General features: G+C 71.6%; 11 protein-coding genes. 1 reads left to right on the top strand and 10 read right to left on the bottom strand.

What is annotated here, in order from left to right:
* Positions 1 to 126: 126 nt before the first annotated feature.
* Positions 127 to 1617, bottom strand: a complete 1491-nt coding sequence (gene mptB, locus AB0N02_RS16735; RefSeq protein ID WP_363946713.1) for a polyprenol phosphomannose-dependent alpha 1,6 mannosyltransferase MptB — start codon at positions 1615 to 1617, stop codon at positions 127 to 129.
* A 494-nt stretch (positions 1618 to 2111) separates the two neighbouring features.
* On the bottom strand, positions 2112 to 3488 hold the full coding sequence (locus AB0N02_RS16730) for a pyridoxal-dependent decarboxylase (protein WP_363946710.1): 1377 nt from the start codon (positions 3486 to 3488) through the stop codon (positions 2112 to 2114).
* Positions 3489 to 3755: 267 nt separating this feature from the next.
* Here AB0N02_RS16730 and AB0N02_RS16725 point away from each other — a divergent pair, with 267 nt between their 5' ends.
* Complete coding sequence (locus tag AB0N02_RS16725; protein ID WP_363946706.1) at positions 3756 to 4772, top strand: alcohol dehydrogenase catalytic domain-containing protein; 1017 nt, start codon at positions 3756 to 3758, stop codon at positions 4770 to 4772.
* Positions 4773 to 4868: 96 nt separating this feature from the next.
* Here the strand turns inward: AB0N02_RS16725 and AB0N02_RS16720 are convergent, their stop codons facing one another.
* The 8 genes from AB0N02_RS16720 to AB0N02_RS16685 all read right to left on the bottom strand — a co-directional run bounded on the left by AB0N02_RS16720 (position 4869) and on the right by AB0N02_RS16685 (position 14515).
* Positions 4869 to 6449, bottom strand: coding sequence for a 4-hydroxyphenylacetate 3-hydroxylase N-terminal domain-containing protein (locus AB0N02_RS16720; protein ID WP_363946703.1), 1581 nt, complete (start codon positions 6447 to 6449; stop codon positions 4869 to 4871).
* A 105-nt stretch (positions 6450 to 6554) separates the two neighbouring features.
* Positions 6555 to 7946 carry an FAD-dependent monooxygenase gene (locus tag AB0N02_RS16715; RefSeq protein WP_363946700.1) on the bottom strand — a complete coding sequence of 464 codons (1392 nt, stop codon included), beginning with the start codon at positions 7944 to 7946 and terminating at the stop codon, positions 6555 to 6557.
* Between the two features lie 41 nt (positions 7947 to 7987).
* Positions 7988 to 9241, bottom strand: a complete 1254-nt coding sequence (locus AB0N02_RS16710) for an acyl-CoA dehydrogenase family protein (protein ID WP_363946698.1) — start codon at positions 9239 to 9241, stop codon at positions 7988 to 7990.
* Between the two features lie 470 nt (positions 9242 to 9711).
* Positions 9712 to 10893, bottom strand: coding sequence for an acyl-CoA dehydrogenase family protein (locus AB0N02_RS16705; protein ID WP_363946696.1), 1182 nt, complete (start codon positions 10891 to 10893; stop codon positions 9712 to 9714).
* Positions 10894 to 11053: 160 nt separating this feature from the next.
* Entirely contained in the window at positions 11054 to 11824 is a 771-nt protein-coding gene (locus AB0N02_RS16700) for an FkbM family methyltransferase (RefSeq protein WP_363946693.1), read from the bottom strand.
* A gap of 100 nt (positions 11825 to 11924) precedes the next feature.
* Entirely contained in the window at positions 11925 to 12197 is a 273-nt protein-coding gene (locus AB0N02_RS16695; RefSeq protein ID WP_363946690.1) for a phosphopantetheine-binding protein, read from the bottom strand.
* 30 nt (positions 12198 to 12227) lie between these two features.
* Positions 12228 to 13628 (bottom strand): condensation domain-containing protein, encoded by a 1401-nt coding sequence (locus tag AB0N02_RS16690; RefSeq protein ID WP_363946687.1) that lies wholly within the window; start codon positions 13626 to 13628, stop codon positions 12228 to 12230.
* A gap of 2 nt (positions 13629 to 13630) precedes the next feature.
* The gene (locus AB0N02_RS16685; protein ID WP_363946684.1) at positions 13631 to 14515 is read right to left on the bottom strand and encodes a phytanoyl-CoA dioxygenase family protein; all 885 of its coding nucleotides are present in this window, start codon (positions 14513 to 14515) and stop codon (positions 13631 to 13633) included.
* Between the last annotated feature and the right edge of the window lie 10 nt (positions 14516 to 14525).

Genomic DNA, 14525 nt, shown 5'->3' with positions numbered 1-14525 from the left:
TGTCGGTGGATCGGTCCGGCCGGTTGCCTATGAACCGGTTCCCCGGTCGCGGGGCCGTATGCGGTATCGACGGTGAAAGACGGGTGAAAAACGGCGGAAAACCGCCCGCCGCGGATCCGGCCGGGATCATTCCCGCGCGGAGGCCGAGGCCGGTGCCCGGGGGCGGAGGGCGCCCACGAGGCTCAGCACGACGACGCAGACGATGACGAGGACGCCGGCCAGCGGGGCGAGCCAGGGACGGTAGGTCTCGGCGATCCAGGTGATGAACGGGGTGGGCTGGAGAGAGAGCAGGCCGACGGCGCCGGGCAGGTAGATGAGGCTCGTCACGACCCCCCTGACAATCAGCAGCCCGTCGAGGCGGCCGGCCGGCATGAGGGCCAGCAGGGGGAACAGCAGGGCGTCGTACCAGGGGTGCTGCACCGGTGAGGTGAGCAGCCAGCACAGGCACCAGGCCAGCGCCGGGCGCACGGAGTCCAGGCCGGACGGTCCCGGGGCGAGGCGCCAGCAGAGCAGGAGCCCGATCAGCAGGGCGGCGCCGAGGGCGAGCTGGCCCTCCAGCAGGGACGGTTCCGTCCCCATGCCCAGCGCGTCGGTGATCACCCGCCAGGGATCCGCCAGCGAGCGGGCCCCGATCTTGCCCGCCACGTTTCCCAGGGCCTCGGGCCCCTGGGTCGCGTACATCGTGACCAGCGCCGCGAACAGGCCCATGCACATGGCCGACAGGGTGACCACCGAGCGGCGGGCCGCCCAGACCAGGCCTGCCCCGGCCAGGACGAACGGTGCCTTGACGGCGACCGCCGCGGCGAGCAGGGCCCCCGCCGCCAGTCCCCTGAACACGCCGCTCCCGCGCAGGACGACGAGCGCCGCGACGAGGAACACCACCCCCAGGCCGTCGATGTGGCCGCCCAGCACCACGTGCCACAGCATCAGCGGGTTGAGGCTCCACAGCAGGTGGACGCGGGCCCGCCGCTCGGGGTCCGGCCCGGCCAGCCGGTCGAGCATGAACGCCGACAGCAGGAAGGTCAGCCCGGTCATGGCCTTGAGGGCGAGCACGGTGCCGGCCATCGACCCGCCGCCCAGCAGGGAGGCGGCCATCTGCGCCCACGTGGCCAGCGGCCCGTAGACCGAAGGGGTGTTACGCCAGGCCAGCGGGGCGAACTCACCGACCGGGTCGCCTATCCGGTGCAGCCACGCGGGGGGTGTCACGTACGGGTCGTGCCCGAGGGCGGCGATGCGCCCGTAGATCGCGTAGTTGAGCACGTCCGTCGATCCGGCGGGGGGCACGAGCGTGAGGGCGAGGACGGCGATCACCGCGCCGGCGGCGAGGAGCCCCACCGGGGGCCGCCACCTCCGGCGCAGCCCGTACAGCCCGGCGCCCACCCCCAGCCCACCGGCGATGACGGCCCCCCAGCTCAGCCGGAGCACCAGGGTGTCGGAGGGGGCGGTCCGCAGGGACCAGGGCAGGCCACCGCCGCCGAGGTCGGGAACCGCCGCGGACGGCCCGAGCACGGCGATGGCCAGCATGACCGCGACGGCGGCCCCGATCGCGGTGAGACCCGCGTATCCGGCGAACCACGCGTGCCACCGTGGCTTCGCGGCACTCGGCCGCCGCGCCACCGGGGGACGTGAGACAGGCTGAGCCGACGCCGACACCTGCCGAACCTCCAAGGGGGAAACCGGGATGGTCACGACCGCGCGGCGGCCGGAAGGGGGGACCGGCGCGATCGTCGCGAGCGCCGTGTCTCCGGGGGCACCGCCGACTCGCCGGGCTCGGGATGGGAGCGACCGGATCGTCGGCGACGTGGCGTGGTGTTAACGCCTGCCTGCCGTTAACCCGATCTCCACCCTAGGCGAAGATCGTCGCGAATGACGACCGGCCGTTGTGATGTTCGCGGCGGGCGTGACGGCCGGAGACGATCGCGGCTTGTCATGTCCGTGCCCTCCGCGCCACGACGCGCGACGTCAGATCGGACACGACGGGATACGGCACCGCATCACCGGCAGAGAGTCGCACGCCGGCAGAGCCTGAGGACGCTTCGGGAGGCGGGGACGTCCGGAGGACGCTTCGGGAGGCGGAGACGTCCGGCGGCTGACACGCCGCCTCCCGGTTCTCAGACGAACTCCGCCAGGACCCGGGCCACGCGTTCGACGTCGGCGCCGGTGGTGCGCCAGTTGCTGAACGCGGCGCGGAGCGCGGGCAGGCCGCCGTACACGGTGGGGGTGAGGAACGCCTCTCCGGAGGCGGTGATCGCATCGGCCAGCTCGCCGACGCGCCCCGGGGCGTCGGCCAGGGTGAAGCACACCACGTTGAGCCGGACCGGGGCCAGCAGCCGGTAGGCGGGCATCGCCTCGATCAGCTCGCCGAGCCGGGCCGCCAGGGCGATGTCACGCCGGACGATCTCCGCGTGTCCCTCGCGTCCATAGGCCGCCAGCGTGAACCAGGCGGGGAGCCCGCGAAGGCGGCGGGAGTTCTCCGGGGTGAGGTGGATGAAGTCCGGGTTCTCGCCGAGCGTGCCCAGGTAGGCGGCGGCGTTCTGGAAGACTCCGGCCTGCAGGTCGCGGTGCCTGGTGAACTGCACCGCGGCGTCGTAGGGGACGTTGAGCCACTTGTGCAGGTCCACACAGACCGAGTCGGCCTCGGCGAGGCCGTCGAGCAGGTGGGCGTGCTCCGGGGAGAGGACGGCGAACGCCCCGAAGGCGGCGTCCACGTGCAGCCAGAACGGGTACCGCTCCCGCAGCCCGATGATCGCGCGCAGGTCGTCGAAGTCGACCGTGTTCACCGTTCCCGCGTTGGCCACCACGATCGCCGGTCGCCCGTCGAGCGCGGCCAGCGCGTCGGCGAGCCTGGCGACGTCGACCGCCTCCCTGCCGGGCAGGAGCTCGACCGGGTGCAGCGCCGTACGTCCCAGCCCCAGGATCGACAGCGCCTTGCCGATGCTGGAGTGCGGGCTGCCGGACAGCACCCGCACCGGGCCGAGCGCGGCCGCCCCCTGGTCGGACACCGAGACGCCGTGCCGTTCGCCCAGCCATTCGCGGGCGATCGCCAGACCGGTGAGGTTCGACATCGTCGCGCCGCTGACGAAGGCCCCCTCGTATCCGGCGGGCAGGCCGAACAGCTCGCGCAGCCAGGCGAGGGTCTCGCGTTCGAGGTCGGGGGCGCCGGAGTCGAGGGCCGAGGTGGGGTTCTGGTCGAGGGTGCCGGTCAGCCAGTCGCCCGCCAGCGCGGCCGGGGTGGCGCCACCGGTGACGAAGCCCAGGTAGCGGGGGCCCGCGCTGCCGGAGAATCCCGGTTCCCAGCGCCGGGCGAACTCCTCCATCGCCCCGGCCAGGCCGGTGCCGCGCTCGGGCAGCGCCACCGGGCGGGGCCGGGCCGGTGGCCGGGCGACCGGTCGTTCGTCCAGGCCGCGCAGGATCCGCACGGCGTACGCCCGGGTGGCCTCCAGCAGCTCGGGCAGGTGGCGCAGGTCGTCGTCAAGGTGGGCGTACATACCGGCCACGTTAGACAATCCCGGCATCTCCCGTCCCGGTCCGATCAGACAAAGGTCGCAATCCAGGAGAAGCATCGCGGCACGGGCGGTACGAGACTGAGGCTGACGCCGCTTTCGGCCCGGCGTGCCGGGAGGCGGGCCGGACCGCGCACCCTGGCGGCACCCCGGCGGCGCTCCGGCGGACACGGCGGTTCCCGGTACGGCGGGCCCGCCCTCTCCCTCTCCGGACCCGGCCCCATCCCGTCACGCGGAAGGATCAGACAGCCGATGAAGGCAGCCGTCGTTCCCGAGGTCAACGGCACATGGGAGATCCGCGAGGTCCCCACCCCTCGGCCGGGTCCCGGCGAGGTGCTCGTCAGGGTGCACGCCTGCGGGATCTGCCACAACGACATCTGGCTCACCCGGGGGGTCTTCGGCTTCCCCGCGCTCGATCCGGTGATCACCGGGCACGAGGCGGCCGGCGAGGTCGTCGAGCTCGGCCCCGGCGTCACCACCCGCGAGGTCGGTGACCGCGTCGGCACCACCTGGGTCCAGAGCACCTGCGGGCGGTGCGCCTACTGCAGGCTGAACCTCCCGCTCACCGGGCAGTCGGCGATGAACTGCGCCAAACCCGTGATGACCGGGATGACCTCGCAGGGCGGGCACGCCGAATACGTCGCCGTGGCCGCCGCCAGCACGGTGCTCCTGCCCGAGCGGCTCTCCTACGAGATGGCCGCCCCGATGCTGTGCGCCGGCTACACCGCCTGGTCGGCCCTGCGCGCCGGGTGTCCCCGGCCCCACGAGCGCGTCGCCGTACTGGGTGTCGGCGGCCTCGGGCACCTGGCGCTGCAGTTCTCCCGGGCCTGCGGATTCGAGACCGTCGCCGTCACCGGCACCCCCGACAAGCAGGACTACGCCCGCAAACTCGGCGCGGACATCGTCGTGGCCGACGGCGGGGAACTCCGCGAGGCGGGCGGCGCCGACGTCATCCTGGTCACCGGCATCTCCAACGAGGCCGCCGCAGCCACCCTCCAGGGCATCCGCCCCGAGGGCCGCATGGTCCTGGCCACGATCGACCCCACCAGCCGCTTCACCCTCCCGCCCTTCCCCCCGATCTGGTCACACCGCCACCGGATCGTCGGCGCGACCCACAACGGCCTGAACCACCTCGCGGAGGCGCTCGACCTCGCCGCCCGCGGCGCCGTCACCCCCGTGGTCGAGACCTTCGCCAAGGAGGAGATCGGCCACGCCGTCACCAGGGCGGCCGACGGCGGCGTCCGCTTCCGCGCCGTCGTCACCTACTGACCTTGCCCGGCTACTGACCGTGCCCGGCGCGGGGGCGCCGGGACGTCCCGTGAAAAGGGTGAGGGCGGGCCGATCGGCCCGCCCTCACCCTTTCCGTCACTGGAACAGGCCCCTGGTGGCCTTGCGCATGTCCTCGAACGAGGCGAGGTCGGGCACCGTCCAGCCGTCCAGGTCGTACTCGTCCAGGCACCGGTCGGCGAAGGCCTTGAAGCCGTCGAGCTCACCACCCGCGAGCTGCGCGAACAGCAGCTCGACCCGGGTGCTCTCGTGGTTGCCCGAGTAGTTGCGCTCGTACAGCTCGTGCCGTCCGCCGAACTCCGTGCCGACCGCGTCCCACAGCAGCTTCATCAGCTTCACCCGCTCGACGGCCTCGACGCCGTTGGATCCGCGGACGAACCTGTCCAGATACGGCCGGACGTCGGGGTTCCTGAAGTCGTCGGCGCTGGAGTTGACGTAGATCAGCCCGCTGGCCACGTCCTGCAGCACGATCTCCCTGATCCTCGGGTAGCCGAGCTGCATGAACCACCGATAGGCCAGCCCGTAGGCGGGGTTGGGGAGCAGCGCGCCGTTGCGCCACTCGACGGGGTTGCGCGCGGCCGCGTCCGACAGCGCCCAGAACAGGTTGCGCCACGCCAGGACCTCGCCGAGCCTGCTCTGCACGCCGCGGAAGTCCTGGGTGCCGGTGATCTCCAGGGCCTTGGCCAGCAGACCGGCCAGGAACTCCAGTTTCACCGCCAGGCGGGTGCACCCGTGGAAGGTGAACCGCTCGACGAACCCCGAACGGCCGGTGAACATCTGGACCTTGCCCAGGTCCCCGTAGACGAACACGTTCTCCCAGGGGACGAACACCTTGTCCATCACCAGGATGGTGTCGTTCTCGTCCAGCCGCGACGACAGCGGGTGGTCGAACGGGCTGCCCATGACCGCCGCCATGGCGGTGTAGGACGGGCGGCAGATCAGCTTGACCCCGGGCGCGCCCATCGGCACCGTCGCGATCAGCGCGAACTCCCGTTTCTTGATCGGCAGGCCGTAGTGGGCGATGAAGTTGTAGTGCGCCAGCGCCGAGCCGGTGGCGACGACCTTCGCCCCGCTGACGATCAGGCCCCCGTCGGTCTCCTTCTCCACACGGATGAAGACGTCCGCGACCTCGTCGGGAGGCCTGTTGCGGTCGACCGGAGGGTGCACGATCGCGTGGTTCCAGTACAGGACCTTCTCCTGCGACTCGGCGTACCAACGCCGCGCGTTGTCCGCGAACGGCTCGTAGAAGTCGGCGTTGGCGCCGAGCGTGCCGAGGAAGGAGGCCTTGTAGTCCGGGCTGCGCCCCATCCAGCCGTAGCTCATCCGCGCCCAGGCCGCGATGGCCCGCTGGTCGGCGACGAGGTCCTCGACGCTGCGCGGCGTGGTGAAGAACCGGTGCGTGTAACCGTCGCCGCCGGTGTCGGTCGGGGCGGTCAGCACGCCGCGCGTCTCCGGATCGTGCAGCGCGTCGTACAGCCGCGCCGTCATCCGGACCGGGTTGCGGAACGCCGGATGCGCGGTGACGTCCTTGACGCGGTCTCCGTAGAGGTAGATCTCGCGGTCGCCGCGCAGGCTCTCGATGTACTCCTCGCCCGTCAGCGGGCGCGTCTTCGGCCGCGCCCGCGCGGGGCCGGCGGAGGCATCCTCACGATCGGTCATCGGCTCTCCCTGAATACGTGGATCTTCCGCACTCCCGTGGCCCGCCCGGGGGGGACGGCGGGCGCGGCCGGTGTCCCCGCCCGCGGTGTCCCGGTCACCGGGAGGTCATCTCTCGCCCGCCGGGACGACGGCGCGGTTCCTCCCGCGCGCGGAGAGGAGCGCCCGGACCAGCGGCTGGTTGCGCAGCACGCGCAGGACCATGCGAGGCCGCATGAGCGCCTCCGGACGGTCCACCATGCCCGCGGCCCGCATGTAGGCGCCCGTGACCTCGCCGTCCACCGTCGTGGCCGCCTGCACCAGCCTCAGGTAGGCCTGGGCCACCCGGACCTTCGGCGTGCGCTGCCCGGGGACGCCGGGAAAACCCAGGTCCACGGTGTGCGTCATCTCCCACGGCGGGTCGATGACCTCCTGGGCGAGGTCGCGGAAGTACTGCAGGGGCTGCGGGGCGGCACCGGTGTGCAGGTGCTGGCGTATGACGAGGGCCGAGACCGCCGCGACGCTCATCCCCTGGGCGTAGACCGGGTTGAAGCACGTCACGGCGTCACCGGTGACCAGCAGGCCGTCGGGGAAGCGGGTCATGTCCTCGTAGCGGCGCCGGAGAGTGGTCGGGAAACGGAAGGCGACCGGCTCGTCGATCGGCTCGGCGTGCCGCAGGGCGTCGTGGATGTCCGGGACCGCCAGCGACTTGACGAAGGCGTAGAAGCCCTCCTGGTCGGTCGGCGGGTGGTCGCCGAGCAGGCCGTAGACGGTCAGCTCGACCTTGCCGCCGTCGGTCTTGGTGAAGATCGCGCCACGTGGCACCTGGGGGGACGCGACCGGGATGATCGCCAGGTCCCCCTTCCAGGGATCGGCGTTCAGCCGGTAGTGCTGGGTCACGTAGCCCAGGCCGATCTTCGTCCGCTCCTCCCGGACCCGCGGGTAGCCGAGGTTCTCCAGCCAGACCGGAGTGCGCGAGCCACGACCGGTGGCGTCGACGACCAGGTCCGCGTCGATGACCTCCTCGTTCTGGTTGTCACCCGGTTCCTGGACGCGCACGCCGGTGACGCGACTGCGATCCGCCGTCGTCACCAGGCCGACGATGTCGCGCCGCTCGACGAACCTCACGTTGGGCAGGGCCTGCGTCCGCTCGCGGATGTAGTGCTCCATGACCGGCGCGGTGGCGGGCACCGCCAGGAAGCCGATGTCCTTCGGCCTGGCCCGCCTGCCGTTGAAGTACCAGCGCACGTCGCCCGCCATGTCCCCGCTCGGGCAGCCGTCGGCGATCATCTTCTCGGTGATGCCGGGGAACAGCTCCTCCAGCACCATCCGCCCGCGGCAGTGCATGGCGTTGATGTGGCGCCCCTGGGGGCGGCTGCGCCGCGGCTCGCTCACCCCCACCAGCACGTCGCGGTCCACGACGAGCACCTCGTCGTAGGCGTCGGAGAGCACCCTGGCTGCGAACAGCCCGGCGATGCTCCCGCCCAGCACCACCGCACGGGTCGTGGCGTCATTGCTCATCGAAACTCCTTAAACGTGGAGACCCGGTTCTTCAGGGCCGGTCAGTGTTCGGCGGCCTGCCGTCCGAGCCTGATCTGGGCGAGGGCGCGGTTGATCGTCGTGGTGAGGAGCACCGCGAATCCGGCATGGCTGTGCCCCGTCGACAGGTCACGCCAGATGCGTTCGAGACGCTCCCCCGCGCGGACCGCGCCCGATCCCGCCGTCGGCTGGATGACCTCCTCGACCGCCCGCCACGCCAGTGCGGCCGACTCGCGGCAGATCATGGCGATCCGGAAGTCCTCCTCCACCGTGAAGGCCGCCGGGCCCCGCGCGCACAGGTCGTCCCACTGCTGGATGGCGCTCAGCACCATCGCCTCGGCGGCGGCGACCATGCCGAACGCCTTGCCGTACCAGAGCTGGTAGTCGGGGCTGTCGGCGCGCGTGACGATGGGCGGGGTGAGCGTCTGCTTGGTGCGCACCAGCTCCTCGTAGACGTCGAGGGCCCCCTGGGCCATCCCGACCGCCAGCGCCGCGCCCTCGACGGCCATGGAGCTGAGCGGGGCACCGCCGTACTGGGGGTTGCCGTGCAGGGTGAGACCGGGGGTCCCGCCGGTGACGGTCACGTCGCTGAGGTGGGTCGCGTCCAGGACGAAGTGGTCGGGAATCCGCGCGTTCTCGACGGTGATGCTGTGCGACCCGCTGCCCTTGAGGCCGAGCTGCCGGCCCCAGTCGTCCAGCACCCGCAACCGGTCGCGCGGGATGAGGAACATGAGGGGACGCGGCGGCTGTCCCTGCTCGCCCGCCACGAGCGCGTGCCCTATGAAGTGCGTGGCGTACGGCGCGCCCGAGCAGTACGCCCAGGTGCCGTTGACCACCCAGTGCCCGTCGTCCGCGCGCTCGGCGGTGCCGGTGGCGGCGACCACGGCCGGGCAGATGAAGTCGCCCGCGCCGAAGAACTCCGCCTGCGCCCGCTCCTCGAACAGCGTGGCGGCCACCAGCGCGTGCGCCGCCCCCAGGCAGTACATCCATCCGGTCGACGGGCAGCCTCGTGCCAGCGTCATCACCACGCGCATGAAGGTGCCGAGCCCGAACTCGTAACCTCCGTAGCGCCGGGGAACCAGGATCCGGTAGAAACCCGCGGCGGCGAACGCCTCGTGGGTGTCCGGCGCATAGAAGGTGCGCTCCTCGGTCTCCGCCTGACGCTCGACCAGGGTCGGCACCATGGCCTCGGCCCTGGCGATGATCTCCGACGGCGTCAGTCCGGGCTCGGGCGGGGGCGGGAAGTCCTGTTCGAGAACGTGCGAGGTGAGTGCCATGGCGCGAAGATCCTTCGTCTCTCGAATGGTCGGCGGTACGCCGCGCCCCCCTGCCACGGCCGTGTGGTGGCACGGCCGTGGGCGGGCGCGGGACGGCTGGTGCTCTGACCGGGAACTCGTACCGGGCCGGGCACCGCTCACCGGCGCCGATCCGCTCTGTTCCACCGCTCACCGCACCGGCGCCCCGGACGACCACGAGCACGGCGAGCGGACACGGTCACCGCGTCAGACGCGGCGGGGAGGCAGAGGATGCGGTCACCACGTCAGATACGGCAGGGAGGCAGGAGGTGCGGTCACCACGTCAGATACGGCGAGGGGGTGCGGTCACCGCGTCAGGTACGGCGGGGAGGTGCGGTCGCCACGTCAGGTGCGGCGAGGGGGTGCGGTCACCGCGTTGGCCCCGTGGGGGACTCGGTCACCGCACCACCGGACACGGTGAGAGGGTGCGGTCGCCGCGTTGGACACGGGCGTCAGATGTAGAGGGTGTTGGGCTCCAGGCCGCACATGATCCGGCCGTAGAGTTCGAGGTTGGTGTTGGGGTGCATGATGGCGTGCAGGTTGAGGGTCTGGACGTCACGTTCGATGCGCTGGATCGGCACGCTCGTGTAGATCGACGATCCGCCGCTCGCGGTGTTGAGGATGTCCACGGCCTCCTTCGCCCGGAGGCTGACCGCTCCCATGTCGAGGCGGACGCGTGCGCGCTCCTCGAGCGTCCACTGCTCGCCCGCGGCGACCTTGGCGTCGATGAGACCGGCCGCGCGGTGGGCGTGGAACTCCGCCTCGTCGATCTTCATGGCCGCCTCGGCGACCTGCAGGTGGGTGAGCGGCGCCTCGCGCTGGCTCTCGTAGGCGGTGTATGTGATCTTCCGGCCGGGCAGCCGCTCGAAGAAGGCCTCCTTGGCGGCCTTCGCCAGGCCGAGCGCCGGGGCGCTGACGGTGGTGCAGGCTATCGGCATGAACGGCGAGCGGTACATCGGGGAGTCCGCGTTCCGCTCGGAGCGGTGCTGCCCCTGGAGCAGCGGGCCCACCGGGAGCACGCGCTCGTGCGGGACGAAGACCCCCTCGGCGACCGTGGTGACGCTGCCCGTGCCCCTGAGCCCGGCCGTGTGCCAGTCGTCGACGATCTGCAGGTCCGACAGCGGGATGAGCGTCATGATCGGCTCGTATCCCCCGTCGGGGGTGGCCAGTACGGCCGCGTTGGTGTTCCACCGGCTCTGCCGGGATCCGGTGTTGAACGACCACCGGCCGTTGAGGACGACACCGCCGTCTGTGGGCACCCCTACCGCGCTCGGGCTCAGGATTCCGCTGACCCGGACGTCGGGGGTCGAGAAGACCTCGTCCTGCACGTTGTCGGGGAACATGCCGACCACCCACGTGCTGATCGCCCACACCGCGACGGTCCAGGCGGTGGAGCCGTCACCCCGGCCCAGCTCGGAGATCACGTCCACGACGGTGCGCATGTCGGACTCGTAGCCACCGTAACGGGTGGGAACCCTCATCTTCAGGATGCCGGCGTCGGTCAGTGCCTCGATCGTCTCGTCATGAAGGCATCTGTTCTCCTCCGCCCAGATCGCGTTCTTCTGGAGCAGGGGCACGAGTTCGGCGGCACGGCGAACGAGCTCCGCCCTCGGCGGTGCTTCGGTGATCTCCATCGGGTCCTCCTTTGCGAGAAGAGCGAAAAAGAGCGTGTTTCCTGCCCGCCACCACCCGAGACTGGCACCGCGCCACGACGCGACGCATCTCCGTGGTTGCCCTCCGGCCGCCGGGCGGTCCGGGCCGTACCGGGTCCTCCCGGTGACGGGGGACGGCGGCTCAGTCCGTCCTGGTGGCGAAGAGCATGTGCATGTCCGTGCCGGAGAGCCGGTTCTCCTGGCAGGTGCGGACCTGGAAGCCGTGGCCGCGTAGCAGCGCCAGAACCCGGGCCAGCCTGCCGTCCACGTCGTGGACCTCGATCACCGTCTCCCGGATCCTGGCCCAGTCGGGTTCCTCGATTCCGGCGAGCACGTCGCACTCGCTCTTCTCCACGTCGATCTTCAGCAGGTCGATCCTGTCGACTCCCGTCTCCCTGATCAGCTCGGAGAGGGTGACGGTGCGGCACTCGACGTAGGAGAGACGGTGCCGCTCCCGGGAGAACCTCTCGGCCTCCGGCTCGGTGAAGCCGCTCTCCATGAGGAGTCGTTTGGCCAGCTCGGTCTCACCGGCCGGGTCGGCGTAGAGGCCGGACTCGGCCGGAGCGGCCGGGTAGTAGCCGAAGCGCGCGACGCCGCCGCGCTCCGCCAGGGCGACGTTGTGCGTCACCCCGCCGGGCACGTGCCGCGCGAAGTTCTCCCGCAGCGCCAGATACGGGTCGGGGCCCGGCTCGGCGGCGACGACGAACGCCCCGGGAAAGCACTGCTTGAAGAACATCGAGGCCAGCCCGATGTTGGCGCCGATGTCGAAGACGACCCGCGGGCTCGTGACCGGGAAGTCGTCGCGCAGGTACGACTTCTCCACGAATATCTCCCGGTAGAGCAGGGCCGCCTCACCGGGGTCGACCTGCGTCACCTCCAGGCCGTTCGGAAGGCGCCGCCGCGTCACCGTCATGTCGTCACCGCCATGTCATCACCGTCATGTCGTCGCCGCCATGTCGTCACCGTCATGTCACTGCCGTCCTTTTCCGCTCGTACGGGATCGGCTTCTCGCGTCAGGCGGACCGGGCGTCCTCCCGCGCCACGGAGCCCGCCTTGACCGCGACGTCGTGTCTGAAGGTCGCCAGGTCCGGGTCCTCGAACAGGTCGCCCATGTCGACGTCGACACCGAGTTCCTTCTCGATGCGGGCGACGATCCTGACCGCGGCGATGGACTGCCCGCCGGACTCGAAGAACGTGGCGTCGGGCCGCGCCTCCGGCAGGCCGAGCACGTCCTTCCATATCTGCTCGACGCGCCGTTCGGCGGCCGCGATGTGGTCATCCGTCATGCGAAACCCTCCAGCTCTGGTCACAGTCGGTCACTCGGTTCGTGCGGGGAGGCGGTGCAGCGGGCCGTCGGGGTCGGAGATCCCCGCGCCCAGCGTCCGGAAGAACTCCGCCGCCAGCTCGCCGACCCTGTCCTCACGGATCAGGCCGCGGCTGAACGCCAGATTGGCGAGAAGCCCCCCGGAGGGGCCGAGGTGCAGGCACCAGAGCATGCCGTCCGGGACGTACGACCCGGTCTCCTGGGACAGCTCCCTGCGCCAGATCGCGGAGTACTCCAGGTCGCCGATCAGCTCGCCGTCCATCTGCAGGGGCGGCTGGACGACCTGGAACACCCAGGGCGCGAGGTCGTCCCCGAGGGCGGGGGCCATCAGCTCGGGGGCCTCGGCCAGGACGTGCAGGAGCGGGATCTCGTTCGCGTAGGCCTCCACGCAGGTGGCGCGGACCCGCCCGACCACGTCCCGGAACGTACGGCAGCCCGCGAGGTCGGTCCTGAGCGGGACGAAGTTGAAGAAGGACCCGACCGTGTCCTGGAAGCGCGCCTCGTTCCGGCCGGGGGTGAAGGTCGGGACGACGATGTCCGTGGTGCCCGTCATCTCGTGCAGCAGCACCTTGTAGGCCGCGAGCAGCACCATGAACGGCGAGCTGCGCGTGGCGGCGGCGAACCGCGCCGTCGCGGCCCGCAGATCCTCGCCGGTCGAGACGCGGTGCCACGAGGTCGTCTCCCAGGAACCGGCCGACCGGGGCAGGTCGGTCGGCATGGCCAGCAGCCGCGCGCCCCGCAGTTTCTCCCGCCAGTACTCCCGCGCGGCGAGCACGGCGGCGTCCGCCGAGCCCGCCAGCTGGTCCGCCGCGTACTCCCGGTACTGGCGCGCCCGGGGAAGCGCGGGCACGGCGTGCCCTCTCCGGGCGGCGTAGCGGGCGGCGAGGTCGCGGAGGATCAGCTGCATGGACCAGGAGTCGATCGCCAGGTGGTGCGCGTTCAGCATGAGCAGCGCGTCACGGTCGCCGAACCGGACGAGGATCGCCCGCAGCAGCGGCTGCCGTCGCGGGTCGAAGGTGCCGGCCTCGACCTCGTTCAGCAGTTCCTGGACGCGCCGGTCGCGGTCGTCCCCGGCCGCCTCCGGCAGGTCGCGGACCAGCAGGGAGGACGGGCCGGGCGGCAGGATCCCCTGGTACCAGCCGTCCTCGTCCCGCACCAGGGACGTGCGGAGCGCCTCGTGCCGCGCCACCACGTCGTCCAGTGCCGCCTGCAGCGTGCCGACGTCGATCCGTCCCCGCACGTGCCAGCCGTCGACGTGGTGGTAGCGCGGGCCGAACGCGCCCACCCCCTCTCCCCTGTCGAACAGGCGCAGGAACTCCTGCTGCAGGGAGAGCGGGGCCCGGGCCCGCGAGGCGTCCGGCACGTGGGTCACGTGGGTTTCGAGAGCGCTCATGGTCACCGGTCCTCCGGGCCGATCAGGGCCGCCGCGGCACGGGCCTGTTCGAGACTCTCGTGCTCCAGGACCATGTGCGGGTCCTGCATCTCGAACCATCCGACGCCGGGCGGGCAGCGGTCGTAGCCGAGCAGCCGCCGCAGCTCCTCGGGGTAGGTCATGACGACGTCCCTGGGCACCGCCAGGTACTGGTTCTCCTCCTGGCGCAGGTTGCCCAGGTCCAGCGAGACGGTGAGGCTGACCCTCGGCCCGTCCGTGGTGTTGGCGCCGCCGCTGTGGTAGACGCCGCCCAGCCAGATCAGGGCCGAACCGGCCGGCATCGCGGCGGGGGACGCCTCCTCGTAGCGGGGCGGGGTCTCGTCGTCCCAGTGGTGGCTTCCCGGGATGACCAGCGTGGCGCCGTTCTCGGCGGTGAACTCCGTCATGGCGAGCATCAGCTGCACCCGGCTCGCCGGGCCCGGATGGCGGCGCAGGTGCAGTGAGTCGTCCCGGTGGAGGGGCTGTTTGCCCTGGCCGGGGTCGATCTGGATGGCCTGCGTGGCGCTGATCTGAATGGTCGGGACCACCTCGACCCGGGATCGCCCGACCCACATGTGGACCGGCTTCTGCATGATCCTGCGGGCCGATCCCAGGTAGAGAGGCTGCATCACCACCGGGGTGAGGTGGGGGGTCCGGGCGAACAGCGAGGAGACGCGCCGGGTCCGGTGCCCGTCGTACCCGCGCTCGCAGTGGTTGGCGGCGTCCAGGACCGGGCCGAGGTCGTTCCACAGTCCCTTGAGGGTGACGCCGTCGGCGAGGTCCTCGACGATCACCGCCCCCTCGCGTTCGAGGATGTCGACGACGTCGTCGAGTTCCGCGTCGGGCCGCACCCTGATCAGTTCGGTCACTGTTCAACTC

This window comes from Streptosporangium sp. NPDC051022 (genome assembly GCF_040683035.1).
Taxonomy (GTDB): Bacteria; Actinomycetota; Actinomycetes; order Streptosporangiales; family Streptosporangiaceae; genus Streptosporangium.
Note: the sequence above shows the minus strand (reverse complement) of the source record. Positions and strands in the feature narration are given on the sequence as shown.